Here is a 20,295-nt window from a genome sequence, read left to right as displayed (position 1 = left end):
GCTTGAAGGGAAGCCCCTTCGCGTATCTAGGAAAGCTTTCCCTCGATCCAGCTCCATAACTCGTCCTTACCGAGTCCCTCCTCGGAGGAGAAGACGACGAGCGGATGGTCCTTGGGCAGCTGCAGCTTCTCGCGAATGATCTTCACGTGCTGCGGGCGCTTGCCTTTCGGAATTTTGTCCGCCTTCGTCGTCACCACGCACGTCTCGAGGCCGATATGGTGCAGCCATTCGCTCATCATGACGTCTTCGGCCGACGGCGGGTGGCGGATGTCGATCAGATGCAACACGGCGCGCAAATTTTGCCGCTCCGTTAAATATTTCTCGATCATCTTGCCCCACTGCTTGCGCTGCTCCTGCGAGACGCGGGCGAAGCCGTAGCCGGGAAGGTCGACGAAGTACATCTCTTCGTTAATCAGGTAATAATTGAGCGTCTGCGTCTTGCCCGGCTGTCCGCTCGTGCGCGCCAGGTTTTTACGTTGAATGAGACGATTGATAAGGGATGACTTGCCCACGTTGGAGCGCCCTGCCAGAGCGATCTCCGGCAAGGCGCTGTCCGGGTATTGCTCCGGTTTTACGGCGCTGATGACAAACTCCGTCGTGCGAATTTTCACTGGTTCGGTTCCGACCTTTCCCCGATCCCCGTCAATGCTGCGGTACCTCGACCCCTTCTTCTTCGGGGCGAAGCTCCGCGGAAGAGGCGTTCTCGAGCGTGGCGAGCGCATGCGTAAGCACTTCGTCCATGTGCGACACCGGCACGAACTCGACTTCCTGCTTCACGCTGTCGGGGATCTCCCCCAAATCCTTCTCGTTGTCTTGGGGGAACAATATTTTTTTTATGCCGGCGCGATGCGCCGCGAGCGACTTCTCCTTCAGACCGCCGATCGGAAGCACGCGGCCGCGAAGCGTGATCTCGCCCGTCATCGCGACGTCCCGCCGCACCGGCTTCTCGGTCAACGCCGAGATGAGCGCCGTCGCGATCGTAATGCCCGCGGACGGGCCGTCCTTCGGAATCGCGCCCTCGGGAATGTGAATATGAATATCCTTCTTCTCGTGGAAGTCCGGCGGAATGCCGAGCGGCTCGGACTTCGATCGCGCGTAGCTGAACGCCGCCTGAGCCGACTCCTTCATGACGTCGCCGAGCTTGCCGGTGAGCGTCAGCTTGCCGCTGCCCGGCAGCACCGTCACCTCGATATGCAGCGTGTCGCCGCCGACCTCGGTCCAAGCGAGGCCGCAGACGACGCCGACTTGGTCTTCCTCTTCGGCGAGGCCGAACCGGAACTTCGGCGGGCCGAGATACTCCGGCACGTCCGCGGCTTCGACGGTTACCTTCCGCTCCGGATCGGCCACGATCGTCTTCGCCGCCTTCCGGCATAACGACGCGATCTGCTGCTCCAAATTCCGGACGCCCGCTTCGCGCGTATATTCCCGCACGACGCGCTGGATCGCCTCGGTTTTGATTTCGAATTGCTCTTCCGTCAAACCGTGGTCCTTCCGCTGCTTGCTCACCAGATGCCGCTCCGCGATGTGCAGCTTCTCCAGCTCGGTGTATCCCGGGATGTACAGCACTTCCATCCGGTCGAGCAGCGGTCTCGGGATGTTATGCAGCGCGTTCGCCGTCGTCACGAACATCACCTTGGACAAATCGAACGGCGTCTCGATATAGTGGTCGCTGAACGTATTGTTCTGCTCCGGATCGAGCACCTCGAGCAGCGCGGACGCCGGATCCCCCCGGAAGTCCATCGCCATCTTGTCGATTTCGTCTAACAAGAATACTGGATTATTGCTGCCTGCGTTTTTCAAACCTTGGATGATCCGCCCCGGCATCGCGCCGACGTACGTGCGGCGATGGCCGCGGATCTCCGCTTCGTCGCGCACGCCGCCGAGCGAGATGCGGACGAACTTCCTCTCGAGCGACTTCGCGATCGAACGCCCCAGCGACGTCTTGCCGACGCCCGGCGGCCCGACCAGACAGAGGATCGGCCCCTTCAGCTTCTTCACGAGCTTCTGCACCGCGAGATACTCGAGCACGCGTTCCTTCGGCTTCTCCATCCCGTAATGGTCTTCGTCGAGGATCCGCTCCGCCTTCTCGAGGTCCAAGTCGTCCTCGGTCGTCATGTTCCAGGGGAGCGCCAGCAGCCAGTCGACGTACGCCCGAATGACGCCGCCTTCCGCCGACGTCGCCGGCATCTTCTCCAGACGATCGATTTCCTTCTCGACCTTCTCGGCCACCGCTTCCGGCACGTCCGTCTCCTTCAGCTTCGCCCGCAGCTCTTCGACTTCTCCCGCGCGGCCTTCCTTGTCGCCGAGCTCCTTCTGGATCGCCTTCATCTGCTCCCGCAGATAATATTCCTTCTGCGTCTTCTCCATCTGCTTCTTGACGCGCTGGTTGATCTTCCGTTCGAGCTCGAGCACTTCCCGCTCGTTGTTCAGGAAGCCCAGCAGCTTCTCCAGCCGCTGCCGCACGTCGATCGTCTCGAGGATGTCTTGCTTATCCTTGATCTTCAGCGACAAGTGACTGCAGATGACGTCGGCGAGCCTTCCCGGCTCGTCGATGTCCGTTACGGCGGCCAGCGTCTCGGGAGTGACCTTCTTCGAGAGGTTGATGTAGTGCTCGAACTGTGCAAGCACGGTCCGCATCAACGCGTCGATCTCGGAATCCGCCGTCTGCTGCTCCGGCATCTCCCGCACCGAAACCTCGTAATACTCCGCGTTGGGCACATATTCGACGATTTCCGCTCGGGTGACGCCTTCCACCAATACGCGGATCGTGCCGTTCGGCAGCTTCAGCATCTGCCGAACCTTCGAGACGGTGCCGATCTGATAAATATCGTCCTGCGACGGCTCCTCGATATTGATCTCGGACTGCGTGCACAACAAAATCATGTTGTCCTCGATCATCGCCTTCTCCAAGGCTTTCACCGATTTCTCCCGGCCGACGTCCAAGTGGAGCACCATGCTTGGGTATACCAAGAGCCCCCGTAAAGGCAGCAGCGGCAGGCGCCGTCCCTTCGGTTTATTCAAGCCCATCCTGTGGCACCTCCAAGAGACTCTTATCCGTTATCGCTTCACATCAGTAAAATGACTGTATTTCATTCTACCAAACCGCACATCAAATTACCAATTGACAAGCGCGCAGCAGGGAAGGCTCCGGATGGAACCCCGCCGGAGCCTTCCCTCGGGCGTCGCGCTTTATCCTCGCTTCTCCGAAGCGTCCGCATGGAGCACGGATACCGCGTGCGACGCCGACTCTCCCGCGAACGGCGGCAGCTTCGACGCGAACGTCTCCCGCTCGATGCCGAACAAGTCCGCGAACAGCTCGTCGACGTGCTCCAGCGGTACGACGGAGAGCCCGCCTCCGAGCCCTTCGAAAATCGCCTGCCAGTTCTCTTTCGGAATGTACACCCGCGTCGCACCGGCTTGGAACGCCGCCTCCGCCTTGGCGACGACGCCCCCGACCGGCTTCACCTTGCCGTGGATGCTCACCTCGCCGGTCATCGCGACGCGATTGTCGACCGGAACGCCGAGAATCGCCGAAGCGATCGCCGTCGCCATCGCCACCCCCGCGCTCGGCCCGTCGATCGGAACGCCGCCCGGGAAGTTGACGTGCAGGTCGTAATCGTGCGGACGAAGTCCGAATCGACGGAGCACCGTCATGACGTTCTCGACGGAGCCGCGCGCCATGCTCTTGCGCCGCAGCGTCTTCGAACCGCCCCCGAGCTCCTCCTCGTCGACGACGCCGGTAATGTTGATGCGGCCCGCCCCCGGGGATTCCGCGACGTTCGCCGTTACTTCGATCTCGAGCAGCGTCCCCATATTCGGACCGTACACCGCCAACCCGTTCACGAACCCGATCATCGGCTCGGCCGGGATTTTTTTCTCCGGGCGCGGCGTCATCTGACTGGAGCGCGCCACCCATTCCACGTCGGCGGCGGTCAACTCGCTTCGTCCTTCCGTCAAGGCGACGCCGGCGGCCAGCTGGACGATGTTGACCGCTTCGCGCCCGTTCGTCGCGAAGCGCTTCACGACGTCGATGGCGGCCGCATCCGGCTCCATGCCGACCTTCTTGATCGCGTTCTCCGTAATTTCCCCGACCTCCTCCGGAAGAAGCGGACGGAAGAAGATTTCCATGCAGCGCGACCGGAGCGCCGGAGGCAGCTCTTGCGGCGTGCGCGTCGTGGCGCCGACGAGCCGGAAGTCGGCGGGAAGACCGTTCTGGAAGATGTCGTGAATATAGCCGGGAATATGCGAATCTTCGGCGTTGTAATAAGCGCTCTCGAGGAATACCTTACGATCCTCCAACACCTTCAGCAATTTATTCAGCTGGATCGGATGCAGCTCGCCGATCTCGTCGATGAACAAGACGCCGCCGTGCGCCTTGCTGACCGCGCCGGGCTTCGGCTGCGGAATGCCCGCGACGCCCATGGCGCCTGCCCCCTGATAGATCGGATCATGGACGGAGCCGATGAGCGGATCCGCGATGCCGCGTTCGTCGAAGCGGGCCGTCGTCGCGTCGATCTCCGTAAATTTCGCCTCCTGGCGGAACGGCGAATCCGGATTTTTCTTCGCTTCTTCCAGAATGACCCGAGCGGCTGCGGTCTTCCCCACCCCCGGGGGACCATAGACGATTACGTGCTGCGGGTTCGGACCGCACAGCGCCGCCTTCAGCGCCCGCAGCCCCTCCTTCTGCCCGACGATATCGTTTATCGTCGTCGGCCGCGTCCGCTCCGCCAGCGGCTTCGTGAGCGAGATGCTGCGGAGCTTGCGCAGCTTCTCCATCTCCTTCTTCGACTCCCGATCGACGGCTACCTTGTTCGTCTGTTGATTGCGAAGCAAATTCCAAAAATATAAGCCGATGACCACGGCGAAGAACACCTGCACCAGTACCAAGACGAGGCTCAGCGTCACCGTACGTCCCTCCTCATGAAAAATCTGTTTTGTTACACCTAAGTATTACCTTCCAGAGGCCCCTTCATCCGGTCCTTTCGGACAGAAAAAGCCCCGAGTCCGCATGGACTCGGGGCAACTTCAAGCCGAATCGGCTCAGTTATGCGATTGATGCGTCTTCCGTCCCGGAATTTCCCCCGTACGGTTGAACGCTTCTACGATGACGTCGATCTCCTTCTTTAGCTCCGCGACAAGCTCCGCTTCCGGCACCTTGCGGATCATCTCGCCGTAGCGGAACAGCATCCCTTCGCCCCGTGCGCCGGCGATGCCGATGTCGGCCTCCCGCGCCTCGCCCGGGCCGTTCACCGCGCAGCCGAGCACGGATACCTTAATCGGAACTTTCACCTTCTCCAAATACGCTTCGACTTCGTTCGCCACCGCGAACAAATCGATGTCGAGACGGCCGCAAGTCGGGCAAGAAACGAGCGTCGCCGCGTTCGTAATGAGGCCGAACGTCTTCAGCAGCTCGCGGGCGACCTTCACTTCTTCGACCGGATCGGCGCTTAACGAGATCCGGATCGTCGATCCGATGCCCATGTTCAGCAGCACGCCGAGGCCCGCGGCGCTCTTCACCGTACCGGAGAACAGCGTGCCGGCTTCGGTAATGCCGAGATGCAGCGGATACGGAATCACTTGCGCCGCCTTCGTATACGCCGCGATCGCCATCGGTACGTCGGATGCCTTCAGCGAGACGATAATGTCGTGGAAATCCAATTCCTCGAGGATGCCGATGTGGAACAACGCGCTTTCCACCATCGCCTCGGGCGTCGGATACCCGTATTTATCAAGCAGATGCTTCTCGAGCGAGCCGGCGTTCACGCCGATCCGAATCGGGATGCCGCGCGCCTTGCACGCCGCGACGACCGCTTCCACGTTCTTCCGGCGGCCGATATTGCCCGGATTGATCCGCACCTTGTCGATGCCGTTCTCGATCGCCTTCAGCGCCAGTCGGTAATCGAAGTGAATGTCCGCCACAAGCGGAATGTGAATGCGCTTCTTGATTTCCTTGATCGCATCCGCCGCTTCTTCGTTGTTCACGGTGACGCGGACCAATTGGCAGCCGGCTTCCTCGAGCCGATGGATTTCCGCGACGGTCGCTTCCACGTTGGCCGTCTTCGTCGTGCACATGCTCTGAATGAGCACCTCGTCGCTGCCGCCGATCGTAAGACCGCCGACCTTTACCGGGCGCGTATCTTTGCGATGGTACATTGTCGGTTTCCCCTCCCAAGGATTCGAAACAAAGGAAGCACCCGCCTTAAATAGACGGATGCTGTCGAACGCTGAGGAACGCTTACGCGCTCTCTTCCTTTTTGTTCTTCTTGTTGTCCGTCTTCGCGAGCGTCAAGGTCGGTACGATCTTGTTCGCCACGACGTCCTTCGTGATCAAGCAATGATTGATATCCGTTCGCGACGGCACGTCGTACATCACGTCGAGCATAATGCTCTCGATGATGGCGCGAAGGCCGCGGGCGCCGGTGTTCCGCTTGATAGCTTCGGCCGCGATCGCGACGAGGGCGTCCTGCTCGAACTCCAGATGGACGTTATCCATCTCGAGCAGCTTCTGGTATTGCTTCACGAGCGCGTTCTTCGGCTCGGACAAGATGCGAACGAGCGCAGCCTCGTCGAGCGGCTCGAGCGACGTGATGACCGGCAGACGGCCGACGAACTCCGGAATGAGGCCGTATTTCAGCAAGTCTTCCGGCAGCACCATGGACAGGTATTCGCCTGCCTTGAGATCCGCCTTCATGCCGTCGGCGCCGAAGCCGATGACCTTCTTGCCGATCCGGCGCTTGATGATTTGCTCGAGGCCGTCGAACGCCCCGCCGCAGATGAACAGAATGTTCGTCGTATCGATCTGGATGAACTCTTGGTGCGGGTGCTTCCGTCCGCCTTGCGGAGGAACCGATGCCACCGTGCCTTCGAGAATCTTAAGGAGCGCTTGCTGCACGCCTTCGCCCGATACGTCGCGGGTGATCGACGGATTTTCCGATTTGCGGGCGACCTTGTCGATTTCGTCGATGTAGATGATGCCGCGCTCGGCCTTCTCTACGTCGTAGTCCGCCGCTTGGATGAGCTTCAGCAAGATGTTCTCGACGTCTTCCCCGACATAGCCGGCCTCGGTGAGCGAGGTGGCGTCGGCGATCGCGAACGGCACGTTCAAAATTTTGGCGAGCGTCTGCGCGAGCAGCGTCTTCCCGCTGCCCGTCGGTCCGACGAGCATGATGTTGCTCTTCGTCAACTCGACGTCTTCGTTCTTGCCTGTGGAGTTAATCCGCTTATAGTGATTGTACACGGCGACCGCGAGCGACTTCTTCGCTTGGTCTTGGCCGATGACGTACTGATCCAGAATTTCGCGGATCTGCAGCGGCTTCGGCACTTCCTTCAGATCGAGCTCTTCCTCGTGACCGAGCTCCTCTTCGACGATTTCCGTGCACAATTCGATGCATTCATCGCAAATATATACGCCAGGTCCGGCGACGAGCTTGCGCACCTGATCCTGCATTTTTCCGCAGAACGAACACTTTAACTGGCCCTTCTCTTCGTTGAACTTAAACATGGTCTTCCCTCCTTTATTTCAAGTCGCCCGGAGTGATCACCCTGTCGATCAATCCGTAAGCGAGCGCTTCGTCCGCACTCATGAAGAAGTCCCGATCGGTGTCGCGTTCGATTTTCTCGTACGGCTGACCCGTATGCTTCACGTAAATTTCGTTCAACTTGCGTTTCGTCTGGATAATCCAGTCGGCGTGGATCTTAATGTCCGTCGCTTGACCGCGCACGCCGCCGAGCGGCTGATGGATCATGACTTCGCTGTTCGGCAGCGCGAAGCGCTTGCCTTTGGCGCCGGCCGTGAGCAGAATCGACCCCATGCTCGCCGCCATGCCGACGCAAATCGTGGATACGTCCGGCTTGATGTATTGCATCGTGTCGTAAATGCCCATCCCCGCCGTCACCGAACCGCCCGGGGAGTTGATATACAGATGGATATCCTTCTCCGAGTCGTCAGCCGCCAAAAACAGCAATTGCGCGATGACGAGATTGGCCACGTCATCGTCGATGCCGCTCCCGAGGAAGATGATGCGATCCTTCAACAATCGCGAGTAAATATCGTACGAACGCTCGCCGCGGTTTGTTTGTTCCACAACAATCGGGACTAGATTCATGGTTACCAACCTCGCTTCATGACAGATGGGGTTAACGTTATTTTATCACTTTCCGGGTGCGGTGTCATTTTTGCGGCGACGGTCCAAGGGTAAAAAAGGGGCACGCTTCTGAACTCGAACGTGCCCTTCTTTTTATAGTTATCCTCGTTATGGCGTCGTTGCTCCGCTTACTTCGTCTTGCTGTTGTCGACCAAGAAATCGACCGCGCGCTTGATGGAAAGCTCTTCGCGGATATCGTCGATTCGGCCGTTCGCCGACAGGATGCCGCGGATTTCTTCGACCGAACGTTGGAACTGCTCGGCCATGCGCTCCAGCTCTTTTTCCAAATCTTCGTCGCCCGCTTCGAGACCTTCCGCTTTCGCGATCGCTTCGAGCACGAGGTTGTTGCGCACGCGCTTCTGTGCGTCCGGGAGCATCTGTTCTCTCAACGCGGCTTCGCTGGTGTTCGTGAACTGGAAGTACAATTCCAGCGTCATGCCTTGCGTACGAAGACGGCTTTCGAACTCTTTTACCATATTATTCAGTTCCGTCTCGACCATGACTGCCGGAACGTCTACGGTCGCGTTTTCCGAGGCTTGGTCTACGACGGATTGTTCCTGATGGATGCGGAACTCGCGTTCTTTGCGAGCTTTGATCTTGTCGGCCAAATCTTTCTTGAATTCTTCGAGCGTCTCGAATTCGGAGACGTCCTTCGCGAACTCGTCGTCGAGCTCCGGCAGATTTTTCCGCTTCAGGTCTTGCAGCTTCACCTTGAACGTAGCCGTTTGGCCCTTCAAGTTTTCCGCGTGGTAATCTTCCGGGAACGTAACCTGGATGTCCTTCTCTTCGCCCTTCGCCATGCCGACGACGCCTTCTTCGAAGCCCGGGATGAAGCTGCCCGAACCGAGCTCGAGCGAATGCTTCTCGCCCTTGCCGCCTTCGAACGGAACGCCGTCCGCGAAGCCTTCGAAATCGATGACGGCGACGTCGCCGTTCTGCGCGGCGCCTTCTTCCACCGGAACGATCTCCGCGTGGCGCTGCTGCAGACGGTTCAATTCCGCGTCGATCTCTTCGTCCGTCACGTCGTCGCTCTTCGCTTCGACTTCCAGACCCTTGTACTCGCCGAGCTTCACTTCCGGCTTCACTTGTACCTTCGCCGTCAGCTTCATCGGTTCGTTCTTCGCGAACTTCTCGATATCCACTTCCGGCCGATCGATCGGTTCGATGCCGGTTTCTTGAAGCGCATATGTATAGGCTTCCGGCAAAATTATATCAATCGCATCTTGGTACAGGCTTTCTACGCCGAACTTCGCTTCGAAAATTTGCCGCGGCACTTTCCCTTTGCGGAAGCCCGGGACGTTCACGCGGTTCGCGACTTTCTTGAACGCTTTGTTAATCGCTTCGTTGACTTGCTCCGCTTCAACTTCGATCGTCAGTACCCCGACGTTGCTTTCTAGCTTTTCCCAACTCGCCTTCATTCTATGCATCCTCCAAACTTTTCGCCCGAAAATATAACCATGCCATTATAACACATAACCTGTCCAATTCAAACGCGAACCCCGGAGACGTCTCGGAAGAACTTCGCAAGGGAGGCGTAAGCCCCTTCCCACGCCGGCAGCAACGAGTCCGTAATGCCGTAGCGGTCCTGCAATTCCTCCGCGGTTCCGCCGCCGTACATGGCGTGCGCCACGGCCGTATGCAGCGCCGAAGCCCAGACGTCGAGCCCCTGCTCGTCCATCTCGTGCATGCCGTTGTACAACGTCGTGCCGTAGACGTAGATCAGGAACTCTTCCCACGTCTGCTTCGCGAATATCGATATCGTCGGATCGTCGGTTTCCGCCATCTCGCGGACCCGATCGGCGACGAACGGCAGCGGCTCCGGAAATCGGTCCGGTCCGGCCGGCGTCCGTTCGATGTCGACGGTTACGATTTCCCCGAGCTTGCCGAACGTCGCTTCCCCCTCGATACCGAGCTTCGCCAGCGTCTGCAGCAGCTTGAAGGCGACGAACGGATGCACCTGCGGATCGGACAACTTCTTAAGAAGCGTCCCCGCCGCGCTTTCGTCGTCGAGCAACGCGAGCTGCTCCAGCGCGTGGAGCTGCGCTTCGAGCGAGCCGCGGGAGAGCGACTCCAACAGCCGCTTCGCGTATTGCTTGTCGCGAGCCGCCTTCTGGGACACGCGGCTTCGGAGCAGATCCGCCTCCGCGATCGGGTCCTCGTCGTCGCCATCCTCGTCCGCTCGGGCCGCGTCCGGGAATTCGGTCCGCAGCCACTCCAGCAGCGTGCTCCATTCCTCGTTCGTCCGGCCGTCGTCCGTTCGGCACGACACGAGAAATTCGAGCGTTCGAATGGCTTCCCCGTACGCTTCCTTCTCCAGCAGTTTCGTCAATTCGATCTGATAATAATCAATGGTTTTCGGGAAAAGGATCAGTTCCCCCCGCGATTTGCCGTCCATCGGTTCCCCCGGTATCAAAAAATGTTTCTACATTGTAACAGGTTTCACGGCGAAATACGAACGCGCGATGGAATTCGCAGCCACCCATTGCGCGGAGACGGCGGTCCGTGTTATAATTTCCGAGTCGCATTTTTTTGTGTCCCAGTAGCTCAGTAGGATAGAGCATACGCCTTCTAAGCGTACGGTCGGGGGTTCGAATCCCTCCTGGGACGCTCTTGTTCCATACGTTTAGCCCTCGGAGTCGCGGACTTCGGGGGCTTTTTTGCGTGCGAACGGGTAAACTTCCCTCCAAATCGAGATGTTCCCCCTCGAAATGTCGGGTCGACCGTAATCGTTTGGTTTCCGTTTCATGGCATCGGGAAGCGTCTCCGGACGAAAGCAGTGGGACGTATTCCGCTTCATTATGCAGCCCCTCAGTTTCCTAACTTTAAGCGGGATACGTACCCGCGTCTCGTCTCATCCTATAGAGGTACGTCGAACTTACATCCTTCTAAGGAGTGAATTGTACGTGACCCAGACAACGACGAAATCGAAGTCCACTTCCAGCAACGCCTCGAACATGCAGAAAGCCGCGCAGAACGCCGGCGTGGAAATTGGAGCGGCCGTCGTCGACGCGGCGATGAAGGTGGAAAGCGCGATGGCCGAGCAGGTAAAGCAAGGAGCCCAAGCGGTGCAGCAGATGGCGCAGCAAGGGTCCAAGCAGGCGCAGCAGACGCTCCAACAGTCGATGCAGCAAGGCTCCGCGTCTTCGAGTTCGATGACGTCCGCGAGCATGACGAGCTCGACGACTCCGACGACGGGGGCTTCGTCGACTTCCGCGTCTGCGTCGATGCAGCCGCCGCAAAACACGCAGATGACGGTCGAGCAAATTACGCAGCAGGCGCAGCAAGTCGTCGCGGAAGCCCAGCAGCTGGCGCAGCAAGCGATCCAGCATGCGCAAAGCGCGGTGCAAAAGGCGACGCAGGCGCAGCAAATCCAGACCGAAGCGCAGAAGGTGCAAGGCCTAAGCGCGCAGCAGCTCCAGGAAGCGCAATTGCAGCAGCAGATGCTGGATCAGCAGATGCAAGCCGTGCAGCAGAAGGCGCAGCAAGCGCAGCAGCTCGCTCAGAAGGCGCAGCAGGCGCAGCAGTTGAGCGCGTCGCAGCTCCAAGCGGCGCAGCAAGAGCTGCAGCAAGTCGAACAAACGCTGCACTAATTCGTACGCGAACGGACGAAGACGCCGTCAAGGGCGTCTTCCTAATTACATATACGAGGTGACCCCGAAATTATGGCGCTTTGGTTCCTCTACGCTCTGCTATCCGCCGTTACGGCGGCGCTCGTGGCGATTCTCGGGAAGATCGGCCTCGAGGAGCTGGACGCCAACGCGGCCACGGCGATTCGCGCGGTGATCATGGCGGTGTTCCTCGTCGGCGTCGTGGCCGTACAGAGCAAATGGTCCGCCGTCTTCGACATCCTGCACCAGCGCAGAGCGCTGACGTTCATCGCGCTCAGCGGCGCGGCCGGGGCGGCGTCCTGGCTGTTTTACTTCCTGGCCTTGAAGGTCGGCAGCGTCTCCCAGGTGGCGCCGATCGACAAGCTCAGCGTCGTATTCGCCGTCGTGCTCGCCTTCTTCTTGCTCGGCGAGCGCGTCACATGGTTGAACGGCGCCGGCGTCGGGCTCATCGCGATCGGCGCGATTCTCGTCGCGCTGAAGTGATTACGGCGCAGGCGGCGCGGGCGGCTCGGCCATACGGCGATGCACCCAATCGATCGGTACCGCGAGACCGATGCGCTGCTTCTTGCCGTCCCGTTCCATCGAGCTCGTCGCGTAGACGACGCCGATCACTTCCCCGTCTTCGGTAATGACCGGACTGCCGCTGTTCCCGCGGTACACGGGAGCGTCGATCGCCAGCATCGGCGGATCGCGGTCCGGGAGCAGCCCTCGCGTAACGCCTTCGTTCGCGATGCCGTTAAAGAACAGGGGATTGCCGATAATGTACACCGGCACGTCTTCCGCGCCGTCGTACGACGCCGCGAGCGGCAGCGCCGGGACGGCCTCCGCGTCGATGTCGACGAGCGCCAAGTCCACTTCGTCGTCCGACCATAACACCCGCCCTTGATAGACGCTGCCGTCCGAGAGATGAACGAGAGGCGTCTTGGACCCGTCCACCACGTGGCGGTTCGTCACGACGAGGCCGTCCTCCGACACGAAGAAGCCGGTTCCCTTCGAGCCGCCGGATCGGATCACGACTACGGACTCCTTATATTGCTGAATTTCGGCCGATTGCGACAGCTGCGCGGACACGGTCAAGAACCGGACCGCCGCGAGCGAAAACACTTGCGGCAGCAGCGTGATGACCTGCGCGCACACCATGAGCGCCAGCACGCCGGCGATGATCTTCTGGAAGCGCGGCGACCGGAAGAACGGAGGCGGCGCTTCCCCTTCCTCGTCCGCCGCCTCGAACAGATCGGTCAGTTCTTCTTCCGTGAATTCGCGTCCGTATTCCCGGTCTTCGTACCCGGTGAAGTCGGCCGAAACCTTGTCCTGTTCTATGTCTTCCTTCTTTTCATGTTCCGCCAACCTTCGCCGCCCCCTTCGGAAAATGCGCTCGGTCCGTCGTTGCGAACCTTTTCTACCATTATAACACGCAGTTTCGTCCTCCGGGTTTCGCTAGGTTTCCCTCGCGCGCGAAAGCGCGGCGAATCGGCCCGGCCCCGCCGGGCGTTCGCCGCGCATCATTAACCGCCGTAATAGAGCGTATCTTCGATCCGATCGCGAACGTCCCCGAACCGCAGCACCTGCTCCGCGAACGAGCGACGAGTCGTCTCGCCGTCCGAGCCCGCGCCGAACAGCCGATCCATCGCGCTAGGATACGCGTCGTGCAAATTGTTGTCGTACCAATCCAAGTCGTGATCGTCCCGCTTCTCGGCGACGTTCGTCAGCGCGAAGGATCCGTCCGCCCCTCGTTTGAACGCGGCGATCAGCGGCGCGTCGAAGCCGGCCGCCTTCACCTCGACTTCGGCGAACGTTTCGTCCCCGCTATATCCGAGTCGAACGAACGACGCATCCTGTATCTCGACCATACGCTTGTCACACCTCTCTTAGGCTTATCCTCCTATAGAATCCCGCAGGGACTTGCATCTTATCCTCGCTCCGCGCATACCTATAACCATAATCCGCTAATGGCACGCATGGAACCGCCCGATGCGTTCTTCGGTCCTTGAGGTCTTTACGTAAGGTAAACGAACAAAGCCATGACAGAAAAGGCCGAGAGGCCTTTTTCGCGTCGAAGGGGACCGTCGGCAGGCGCTTGCGAGATACCCAGGATGGAAAGGGATGAAATCAATGTGTGGAATCACGGGATGGGTCGACTGGAACAAACAATTGACCAATTATCCGACCATTCTTGAAAACATGACGGAAACGATGGGCGCCCGCGGTCCGGACGCCTCCGGCACGTGGATTTCGGGGCATTGCGCCCTCGGGCACCGCCGGCTGAGCATCATCGACCCGACGAACGGCGCGCAGCCGATGTATCGGAAATACGGCGGTCACACGTTCACGATCGTATATAACGGCGAGCTGTACAATACGCTCGAGCTTCGCAAGGATCTCGAAGCCCGGGGTCACGTCTTCAAGACGAATTGCGACACCGAAGTGCTCTTAGTTTCCTACATTGAATGGGGCCGAGGCGCGGTCGACCGACTGAACGGCATCTTCGCCTTCGCCGTCTGGAGCGAGCGCGACCAAAGTCTGTTCCTGTGCCGCGACCGCGTCGGCGTCAAACCCCTCTTCTACTCCCACGCGAACGGCGCCTTCCTGTTCGGCTCCGAGCCGAAAGCCATACTCGCGAACCCCGTCTTCCAGCCGGAGATCGGTCCGGACGGCCTCGCCGAAATTTTCGCCGTCGGTCCCGCTCGCACGCCAGGACACGGGGTATTCCGCGACATGAACGAACTGAAGCCGGGACACTTCCTCGTCTACGACCGCAACGGCATCCGCATGCAATGTTATTGGAAGGTCGAAGCGAGAGAGCATACGGACGATCTCGAGGCGACGGCGCAAACCGTCGGCGCGCTGCTGAAGGATACGGTCGAGCGGCAGCTCGTCTCCGACGTCCCGGTATGTACGCTGCTCTCCGGCGGTCTCGATTCCAGCGCGTTGACGTCGTTCGCGGCGAAATATTACGAAGCGAACGGGCTCGGCACGCTGCATACGTATTCGATCGACTACGTCGATAACGACAAGCACTTCAAATCGTCGGCGTTCACGCCGAACCCCGACCGGCCCTGGATCGAGAAGATGACGGAATACCTCTCTACCTCGCACCACTTCGTCGAATTCGACACGCCGGAGCTCGTCGCCACACTCGAGGACGTCGTGTTCGCGCGCGACATGCCGGGCATGGCCGACGTCGACGCGTCCCTGCTGCTGTTCTGCCGCGAAATCAAGAAGGGCGCGACGGTCGCGATTTCGGGCGAGGCGGCGGACGAAATTTTCGGCGGGTATCCTTGGTTTCATCGAGACGACGCTCTGAACGCGAATACGTTCCCGTGGTCGCTGTTCACCGGCGTGCGCGCGGAGCTGCTGAAGCCGGAGCTCTCCGAGTGGATCCGGCCCGTGGAATACGTCGAGGACCGATACGCCCAGGCGCTCTCCGAGGTGCCCCGTCTCCCGAACGAGAAGGATGGACGGCTCGGGCGGATGCGCGAGATGTCGTACCTCAACATTACGCGGTTCATGCCGACGCTGCTCGACCGCAAGGACCGAATGAGCATGGCGGCCGGTCTCGAGGTACGCGTGCCGTTCTGCGACCATCGGTTGATCGATTACGTATTCAACATTCCGTGGGAGATGAAGATGACGGGAGACAGGGAAAAGGGGATTCTGCGCAAGGCGCTCGAAGGCGCGCTCCCCGACGAGGTGCTCTACCGCAAGAAGAGCCCCTACCCGAAGACGCATAATCCGGCGTATTTAGCGGCCGTGCGGTCGTGGGTCGAATCGATCCTCGACGACAGCTCCTCCCCGATTCTGCAATTCATCGACGCCGGCAAGATTCGTCAGATGGCGAAGGGCGAGACGGACCAGTTCGACATTCCGTGGTTCGGGCAGCTCATGACGGGGCCGCAGCTGTTCGCGTACCTCGCGCAGGTCAATACGTGGCTGAAGACATACAAGGTTACGGTGCGATAATACGGAAAACGGCGGCAGGGGACTTTACTCCCCTGCCGCCGTTCTTTCGTTACGGCCGCAGCTTCTCGGCCAGCGCCCGAAGCGCTTGTCCGCGATGGCTCAGCCGATGCTTCTCTTCCGGGGTCGCTTCCCCGAACGTCTTCCCTAACGCCGGCGAGTAGAAGAGCGGATCGTACCCGAATCCGCCCGCGCCGCGCGCTTCGTCGAGGATGAAGCCCTCGCACGACCCTTCCGCGAACGTCGTCTCGTTCGTCTCGGGATCGTGCAGCGCAAGCGTGCAGACGAAGCGCGCCGCGCTCAGCGCGGCTGCCCCCGGCGCGACGCCTTCGCGCCGTTCGCCTCGCGCGGCGAGCTCGCGCAACAGCTTCTCGTTGTTCCGCGCGTCGTCCGCGTCCTCTCCGGCATAACGGGCGGAATAGACGCCCGGCGCGCCGTTCAGCGCATCGACGACGAGGCCCGAATCATCCGCGAGCGCCGGCCGCCCGAGCGCGGCCGCCGCCGAGCGCGCCTTCTTCTCCGCGTTCGCCGCGAAGGTCGCGCCGTCCTCTACGACGTCCGGCGCCGCGCTGTCCGGCATGTCGAGCAGCGACAGCACCTCGTAGCCGAGCGGCGCGAGCATCTCGCGGAATTCGGCCGCCTTCCCCTTGTTCCGAGTGGCGACGACGATCGTCTTACGCATGGGGCGACTCGCTCGCTTCCGGAATAGCGGCTCCGGCGGCGCCTAGCGCCTCTCGCTGCAACGCGCGCATCCGCCGGATGCCCTGCTCCGCCACGTCGAGCATCGCGTTCATCTCCTGCCTCGTGAAGGGCGCTTCCTCCCCCGTGCCCTGGACCTCGACCAGCTTCCCCGCGCCCGTCATGACGACGTTCATGTCGACGATCGCCTTGCTGTCTTCCTCGTAATTCAGGTCGAGCAGCACGTTGCCGTTCACGACTCCTACGCTGAGTGAAGCCAGATAATCCGTGATGGGATGCTTGCGCGTCTCCGGGATGTGGCCCGACGCCCGCAGCTTGTCCACCGCGAGGCAGAGCGCCACGAACGCGCCGGTGATCGACGTCGTACGCGTGCCGCCGTCCGCTTGGATGACGTCGCAATCGAGCGTGATCGTCCGTTCGCCGAGGGCATGCAGGTCGACGACCGACCGCAGCGCCCGGCCGATCAGGCGCTGAATCTCCATCGTTCGTCCCGTCAGCTTGCCCTTCGCCGATTCGCGCTGGTTGCGCGCCTGCGTCGCCCGCGGCAGCATGGCGTACTCCGCCGTCACCCAGCCGCGTCCCTGCCCCTTCATGAACGGAGGCACCTTCTCGTCGACGGTCGCGGTGCAGATGACCTTCGTCGCGCCGACCTCGATCAATACCGAGCCTTCCGCATATTTATTCACGCCTGTCGTCATCGTCGTCGGGCGTATTTCGTCCCACTGACGTCCGTCGGTTCGTATCATCTTGAGTTCGCTCCTTCTTGTGCTGCGCTTCGTCAGAATCCGCTTCTTCGGGTAGTGTACCAGATCGTTCCGGGAAAATCACTTTTCCAAGGCAGAAGCCGCTCCTCGCTGACGCGAGAAGCGGCTTCCTGCAAGTTTCTTTTTCTTCCGCCTGCGGAGGATTACAGCTCCAGCGGGTTGAGCGCCTTCGGGCGGGCGACCGGCTGCGCGCCGTAATCCGTGTCGTCGGTGGCGATCACTTGCGACGCCCCGTCGACCGTAATTTGCACGCTCTTCGCCGGCGTCGTCTCGGTGAGCGACAGCACGACCGCTTGCAGCCCTTCGACCGGAAGCTTCGCTCCGGAGCCCGCCAGCGCCGCGTCGAGATCGACGGCGACGTTGTCGCCCGTCAAGCTGACCGTGCTCTCCGCGCCTTCCGTCGGAAGGAAGACGGCTTCGAGCTTGCTCGTATCGAGCGGACCCTTGACAAGCTCGGCGACCGTCGCGCCTGCGACGTCGTCCGTCAGGTCGATGAGACGCGTGACCGGCACGTAGTACGTGAAGCTGTCCGCCGTCTGATTGAGGAAGTACAACGTGACCGGCGTCGCCCGGGAAAATTCCACCCCGGAAGCGCGCTCGATGTTGATCCCGAATTTCCGCGAGAGCGGCGCGTCGAGCGGCGTGTTCGCGACCGGCATCTCTTTAAGCGCCTTGCCGTCGACCCATAGCTGCACGTATTCGACGGACGGATAACTCGTCATCGCCCATGTGACGCCCTCGAGAATTTGACGCTCGTCCGCTTCGTCGTACGCGAGGAACGCCTCGTTGAAGTCGATCGTCGCCGTCTTCGTCGTCGTGTCGATGTCGAGCGAGACGATTTCCGTGCCTTCGGGCAGAAGCGCGGAGAAGCCTTCCGGCATCAGGTCTTCGCCCGGGCCGCCTTTCACCATGTATTGGAGCGTCCGCTTCGCCACGTCCGGCGTATCGAACGGCAGCTTCACGCTGAGCGGGGCGACGTAGCCGTCCGCGTCGCGGGCGAACAGCGTCGCGTTGAACGAGTTCGACGCTTCGGCCGACGCGGCGACCGCCGCCCCTTCGGCTTCGCCCGTAAGGTCTTGCGGCGGGTCGATCGGCGCCGATCCGGTCGAGCCGGACAGCGAGCAACCCGATAAGATGCCGACGGAAGCAATGATGCTGATCCAGCCAACTTTTTTATTACGATTCATGGTTCATGAGCCTCCCCAATGAGTTTGTACTATGTATACGAGCCTCCCCCGGTTTTATAACTACTTTTTGTCCCACTCGAAAAAAGAGTTGACGAGCCCTCCCGAGGGCATAATACGGTCCGATAGGTTTATTGGCGCAAAGGGGTCGGATACCGAATGAAGTACAGCTTGGACAGCGCGAAGGTCGCGTCGGCGACGCGGGAGTGGTTGAAGAAACGGAACGTTCGCACGGAGGAAATCGCGGAGCTCGTCATGTTTCTGCAGAGCCAATACATTCCGGATTTGACGTTAGAGGATTGCAAGGAAAGCGTAGAACGGGTGCTCGAGAAGCGCGAAGTGCAGAACGCGATCCTCACGGGCATTCAATTGGACATCCTGTGCGAGCGCGGGGAACTGTTCGCGCCGCTGCAGGAGATGGTGAAGAACGACGAGGGGTTATACGGCGTGGACGAAATTCTGGCGATGTCGATCGTGAACATCTACGGCACGATCGGGTATACGAATTTCGGGTATATCGACAAGCTGAAGCCCGGCATTCTGGAACGGCTGAACGATAAGCACGACGGCTACATTCACACATTCCTGGACGATATCGTCGGGGCGATCGCCGCGGCGGCGTCCAGCCGCATCGCGCACACGCGCACGGCGGTGCTTCCGCCTCAAGACGAGGCGGAGTCGCCGGCGCGGTAAGCGATCCCGCGCTCAGCCTCCGAGCGCGGCGAAGGACGCGACGCCCCGCTCCTCGATCCGCGAGACGCGGCCCTGATTTTCTAAATAGACGAGATGCGCGATCGTCTCGGACAAGGCGAACCGCAGTTGATGGACGGACAGCTTGTCCCCGAACGTCGCGCGGCACAATTCGTAGCCGGTCATCCGGACCGTCAGCAGCGCCTCCATCTTCCGGAGGCGCTCCTCGTGATGCGTCCGAATCGCCCGCGCGCGGTCGCCGTAATGCGCGAACGGCTCGCGGTGGCCCGGGAACGCGGCCGCGACGGGCAACCGTTCGACTTCTTCCAGGGACGCTAAGTAGATCGCCAGCGGATCCGCGTCGCCGAACGGAAGCAGCGAGACGTTCGGCGAAATGCCGGGCAGCACATGATCGCCGCAAAACAATCGTCCCTCGGCTTCGTTCCAGAAGCTCAGATGCCCGCCCGCGTGTCCGGGCGTATGGAGCGCCTCGTATTCCGCGTCGCCCAGCCGGACGCGATCCCCGTACCGAATCGTCTCGATCCGGTCCGGCTGCGGAGATACCATCGGGGCGAAACCGTCGAGGTGCTCTCGCATCGCGGGGGACGCCGCCTCCGGATAGCCATGGCGGGCGAACAGCGCGAGCGTCGCTTCCCCGGTTCGCTCGCGTTCGGCCGCTCCCCATAAGCGCTCCGCCGACGCCTTGGCGACGCCGGACATCAAGACGGGCGCTCCGGAGCGCGCCTGCATCCACCCCGCCAATCCGTAATGGTCAGGGTGATGGTGCGTCAAGACGATCGCGCGGACGCGCTCCCAGCGAAAGCCGACGGCGTCGAGCGCTTCCGCCCAACGCGCTTCCGCGGCTGCGGTGCGCAGCCCCGGGTCGATGATGTCGACGTCGCCGTTCGAACCGACGACGACGTACGCGTTCACCCATAATAATGGAAACGGAAGCGGCACCTTCACCTGCCAGATGCCGTCTCCGCGGTCGATGATCGTATTCATGCCCTAGCGCTCCCCTCGTTGTCCCCTGCCGTAAGCAACGCAAGAGAATCGTACGTATCATTGTACTAAGACGCCCCCGAAAATTCAAAAACCTTCCGTCCGTTTCCCCCGGGGGGGGAAGGCGGACGGAAGGTCAAGAAGAGGGTTCCGTATGGAAAGAAGTCGAACGTCAAATGTTCAGTTCCCCGAGCCTGATCAGCTCCACAACCGCTTGAGAACGGCCTTTGACATTCAGCTTCTGCAT

Annotated in this window: 18 protein-coding genes, 1 tRNA gene and 1 pseudogene; 5 read left to right on the top strand and 15 right to left on the bottom strand. The window is 60.7% G+C overall.

The window, feature by feature from the left end; all coding sequences use genetic code 11:
- Positions 1 to 26: 26 nt before the first annotated feature.
- The 8 genes from yihA to RIN49_RS11590 all read right to left on the bottom strand — a co-directional run bounded on the left by yihA (position 27) and on the right by RIN49_RS11590 (position 10,539).
- A complete protein-coding gene (yihA, locus tag RIN49_RS11625; protein ID WP_309120342.1) occupies positions 27 to 611 on the bottom strand; it encodes a ribosome biogenesis GTP-binding protein YihA/YsxC in 585 nt (194 codons plus the stop codon).
- Positions 612 to 642: 31 nt separating this feature from the next.
- The gene (gene lon / locus RIN49_RS11620) at positions 643 to 3,027 is read right to left on the bottom strand and encodes an endopeptidase La (protein WP_309120341.1); all 2,385 of its coding nucleotides are present in this window, start codon (positions 3,025 to 3,027) and stop codon (positions 643 to 645) included.
- A 162-nt stretch (positions 3,028 to 3,189) separates the two neighbouring features.
- Positions 3,190 to 4,905 (bottom strand): ATP-dependent protease LonB, encoded by a 1,716-nt coding sequence (gene lonB, locus RIN49_RS11615; RefSeq protein ID WP_309120340.1) that lies wholly within the window; start codon positions 4,903 to 4,905, stop codon positions 3,190 to 3,192.
- A 135-nt stretch (positions 4,906 to 5,040) separates the two neighbouring features.
- Complete coding sequence (gene ispG, locus RIN49_RS11610) at positions 5,041 to 6,153, bottom strand: flavodoxin-dependent (E)-4-hydroxy-3-methylbut-2-enyl-diphosphate synthase (RefSeq protein ID WP_309120339.1); 1,113 nt, start codon at positions 6,151 to 6,153, stop codon at positions 5,041 to 5,043.
- 82 nt (positions 6,154 to 6,235) lie between these two features.
- On the bottom strand, positions 6,236 to 7,501 hold the full coding sequence (gene clpX / locus RIN49_RS11605) for an ATP-dependent protease ATP-binding subunit ClpX (protein WP_309120338.1): 1,266 nt from the start codon (positions 7,499 to 7,501) through the stop codon (positions 6,236 to 6,238).
- Between the two features lie 13 nt (positions 7,502 to 7,514).
- Positions 7,515 to 8,105: an ATP-dependent Clp endopeptidase proteolytic subunit ClpP gene (gene clpP, locus RIN49_RS11600; protein ID WP_309120337.1), complete on the bottom strand. Its 591-nt coding sequence runs from the start codon at positions 8,103 to 8,105 to the stop codon at positions 7,515 to 7,517.
- 167 nt (positions 8,106 to 8,272) lie between these two features.
- Positions 8,273 to 9,562, bottom strand: coding sequence for a trigger factor (gene tig, locus RIN49_RS11595; protein WP_309120336.1), 1,290 nt, complete (start codon positions 9,560 to 9,562; stop codon positions 8,273 to 8,275).
- Positions 9,563 to 9,630: 68 nt separating this feature from the next.
- Positions 9,631 to 10,539 carry a hypothetical protein gene (locus tag RIN49_RS11590; RefSeq protein ID WP_309120335.1) on the bottom strand — a complete coding sequence of 303 codons (909 nt, stop codon included), beginning with the start codon at positions 10,537 to 10,539 and terminating at the stop codon, positions 9,631 to 9,633.
- Between the two features lie 138 nt (positions 10,540 to 10,677).
- Between RIN49_RS11590 and RIN49_RS11585 the strand changes: the two genes are divergently transcribed.
- The 3 genes from RIN49_RS11585 to RIN49_RS11575 all read left to right on the top strand — a co-directional run bounded on the left by RIN49_RS11585 (position 10,678) and on the right by RIN49_RS11575 (position 12,235).
- Positions 10,678 to 10,751, top strand: a tRNA-Arg gene (locus tag RIN49_RS11585).
- A gap of 296 nt (positions 10,752 to 11,047) precedes the next feature.
- A complete protein-coding gene (locus RIN49_RS11580) occupies positions 11,048 to 11,734 on the top strand; it encodes a hypothetical protein (RefSeq protein WP_309120334.1) in 687 nt (228 codons plus the stop codon).
- A 72-nt stretch (positions 11,735 to 11,806) separates the two neighbouring features.
- Complete coding sequence (locus tag RIN49_RS11575; RefSeq protein WP_309120333.1) at positions 11,807 to 12,235, top strand: EamA family transporter; 429 nt, start codon at positions 11,807 to 11,809, stop codon at positions 12,233 to 12,235.
- Here RIN49_RS11575 and RIN49_RS11570 read toward each other — a convergent pair whose 3' ends face one another.
- On the bottom strand, positions 12,236 to 13,099 hold the full coding sequence (locus RIN49_RS11570; RefSeq protein ID WP_309120332.1) for a S1C family serine protease: 864 nt from the start codon (positions 13,097 to 13,099) through the stop codon (positions 12,236 to 12,238).
- Positions 13,100 to 13,257: 158 nt separating this feature from the next.
- Positions 13,258 to 13,602: a hypothetical protein gene (locus RIN49_RS11565; protein WP_309120331.1), complete on the bottom strand. Its 345-nt coding sequence runs from the start codon at positions 13,600 to 13,602 to the stop codon at positions 13,258 to 13,260.
- A gap of 262 nt (positions 13,603 to 13,864) precedes the next feature.
- On the opposite strand from RIN49_RS11565, the gene asnB reads away from it, so the two are divergent.
- A complete protein-coding gene (gene asnB / locus RIN49_RS11560) occupies positions 13,865 to 15,712 on the top strand; it encodes an asparagine synthase (glutamine-hydrolyzing) (RefSeq protein ID WP_309120535.1) in 1,848 nt (615 codons plus the stop codon).
- A 49-nt stretch (positions 15,713 to 15,761) separates the two neighbouring features.
- On the opposite strand, the gene RIN49_RS11555 is transcribed toward asnB, so the two are convergent.
- The 3 genes from RIN49_RS11555 to RIN49_RS11545 all read right to left on the bottom strand — a co-directional run bounded on the left by RIN49_RS11555 (position 15,762) and on the right by RIN49_RS11545 (position 18,359).
- A complete protein-coding gene (locus RIN49_RS11555; protein WP_309120330.1) occupies positions 15,762 to 16,391 on the bottom strand; it encodes an XTP/dITP diphosphatase in 630 nt (209 codons plus the stop codon).
- Positions 16,384 to 17,154 carry a ribonuclease PH gene (rph, locus tag RIN49_RS11550; protein ID WP_309120329.1) on the bottom strand — a complete coding sequence of 257 codons (771 nt, stop codon included), beginning with the start codon at positions 17,152 to 17,154 and terminating at the stop codon, positions 16,384 to 16,386. The genes RIN49_RS11555 and rph overlap by 8 nt, the downstream gene beginning before the upstream one ends.
- A gap of 161 nt (positions 17,155 to 17,315) precedes the next feature.
- Positions 17,316 to 18,359, bottom strand: coding sequence for a GerMN domain-containing protein (locus RIN49_RS11545; RefSeq protein ID WP_309120328.1), 1,044 nt, complete (start codon positions 18,357 to 18,359; stop codon positions 17,316 to 17,318).
- 156 nt (positions 18,360 to 18,515) lie between these two features.
- On the opposite strand from RIN49_RS11545, the gene RIN49_RS11540 reads away from it, so the two are divergent.
- Positions 18,516 to 19,049 carry a phosphatidylglycerophosphatase A family protein gene (locus tag RIN49_RS11540; protein ID WP_309120327.1) on the top strand — a complete coding sequence of 178 codons (534 nt, stop codon included), beginning with the start codon at positions 18,516 to 18,518 and terminating at the stop codon, positions 19,047 to 19,049.
- 12 nt (positions 19,050 to 19,061) lie between these two features.
- Here RIN49_RS11540 and RIN49_RS11535 read toward each other — a convergent pair whose 3' ends face one another.
- Positions 19,062 to 20,051 (bottom strand): MBL fold metallo-hydrolase, encoded by a 990-nt coding sequence (locus RIN49_RS11535; RefSeq protein WP_309120326.1) that lies wholly within the window; start codon positions 20,049 to 20,051, stop codon positions 19,062 to 19,064.
- A gap of 169 nt (positions 20,052 to 20,220) precedes the next feature.
- Positions 20,221 to 20,295 (bottom strand): annotated as a pseudogene (locus tag RIN49_RS11530) (helix-turn-helix domain-containing protein); the annotation flags it as partial.

This window comes from Paenibacillus sp. (genome assembly GCF_031177825.1).
Lineage (GTDB): Bacteria > Bacillota > Bacilli > Paenibacillales > YIM-B00363 > Paenibacillus_AE.
The sequence above is the reverse complement of the archived record's forward strand: the minus strand, read 5'-3'. Positions and strand labels throughout refer to the sequence as shown.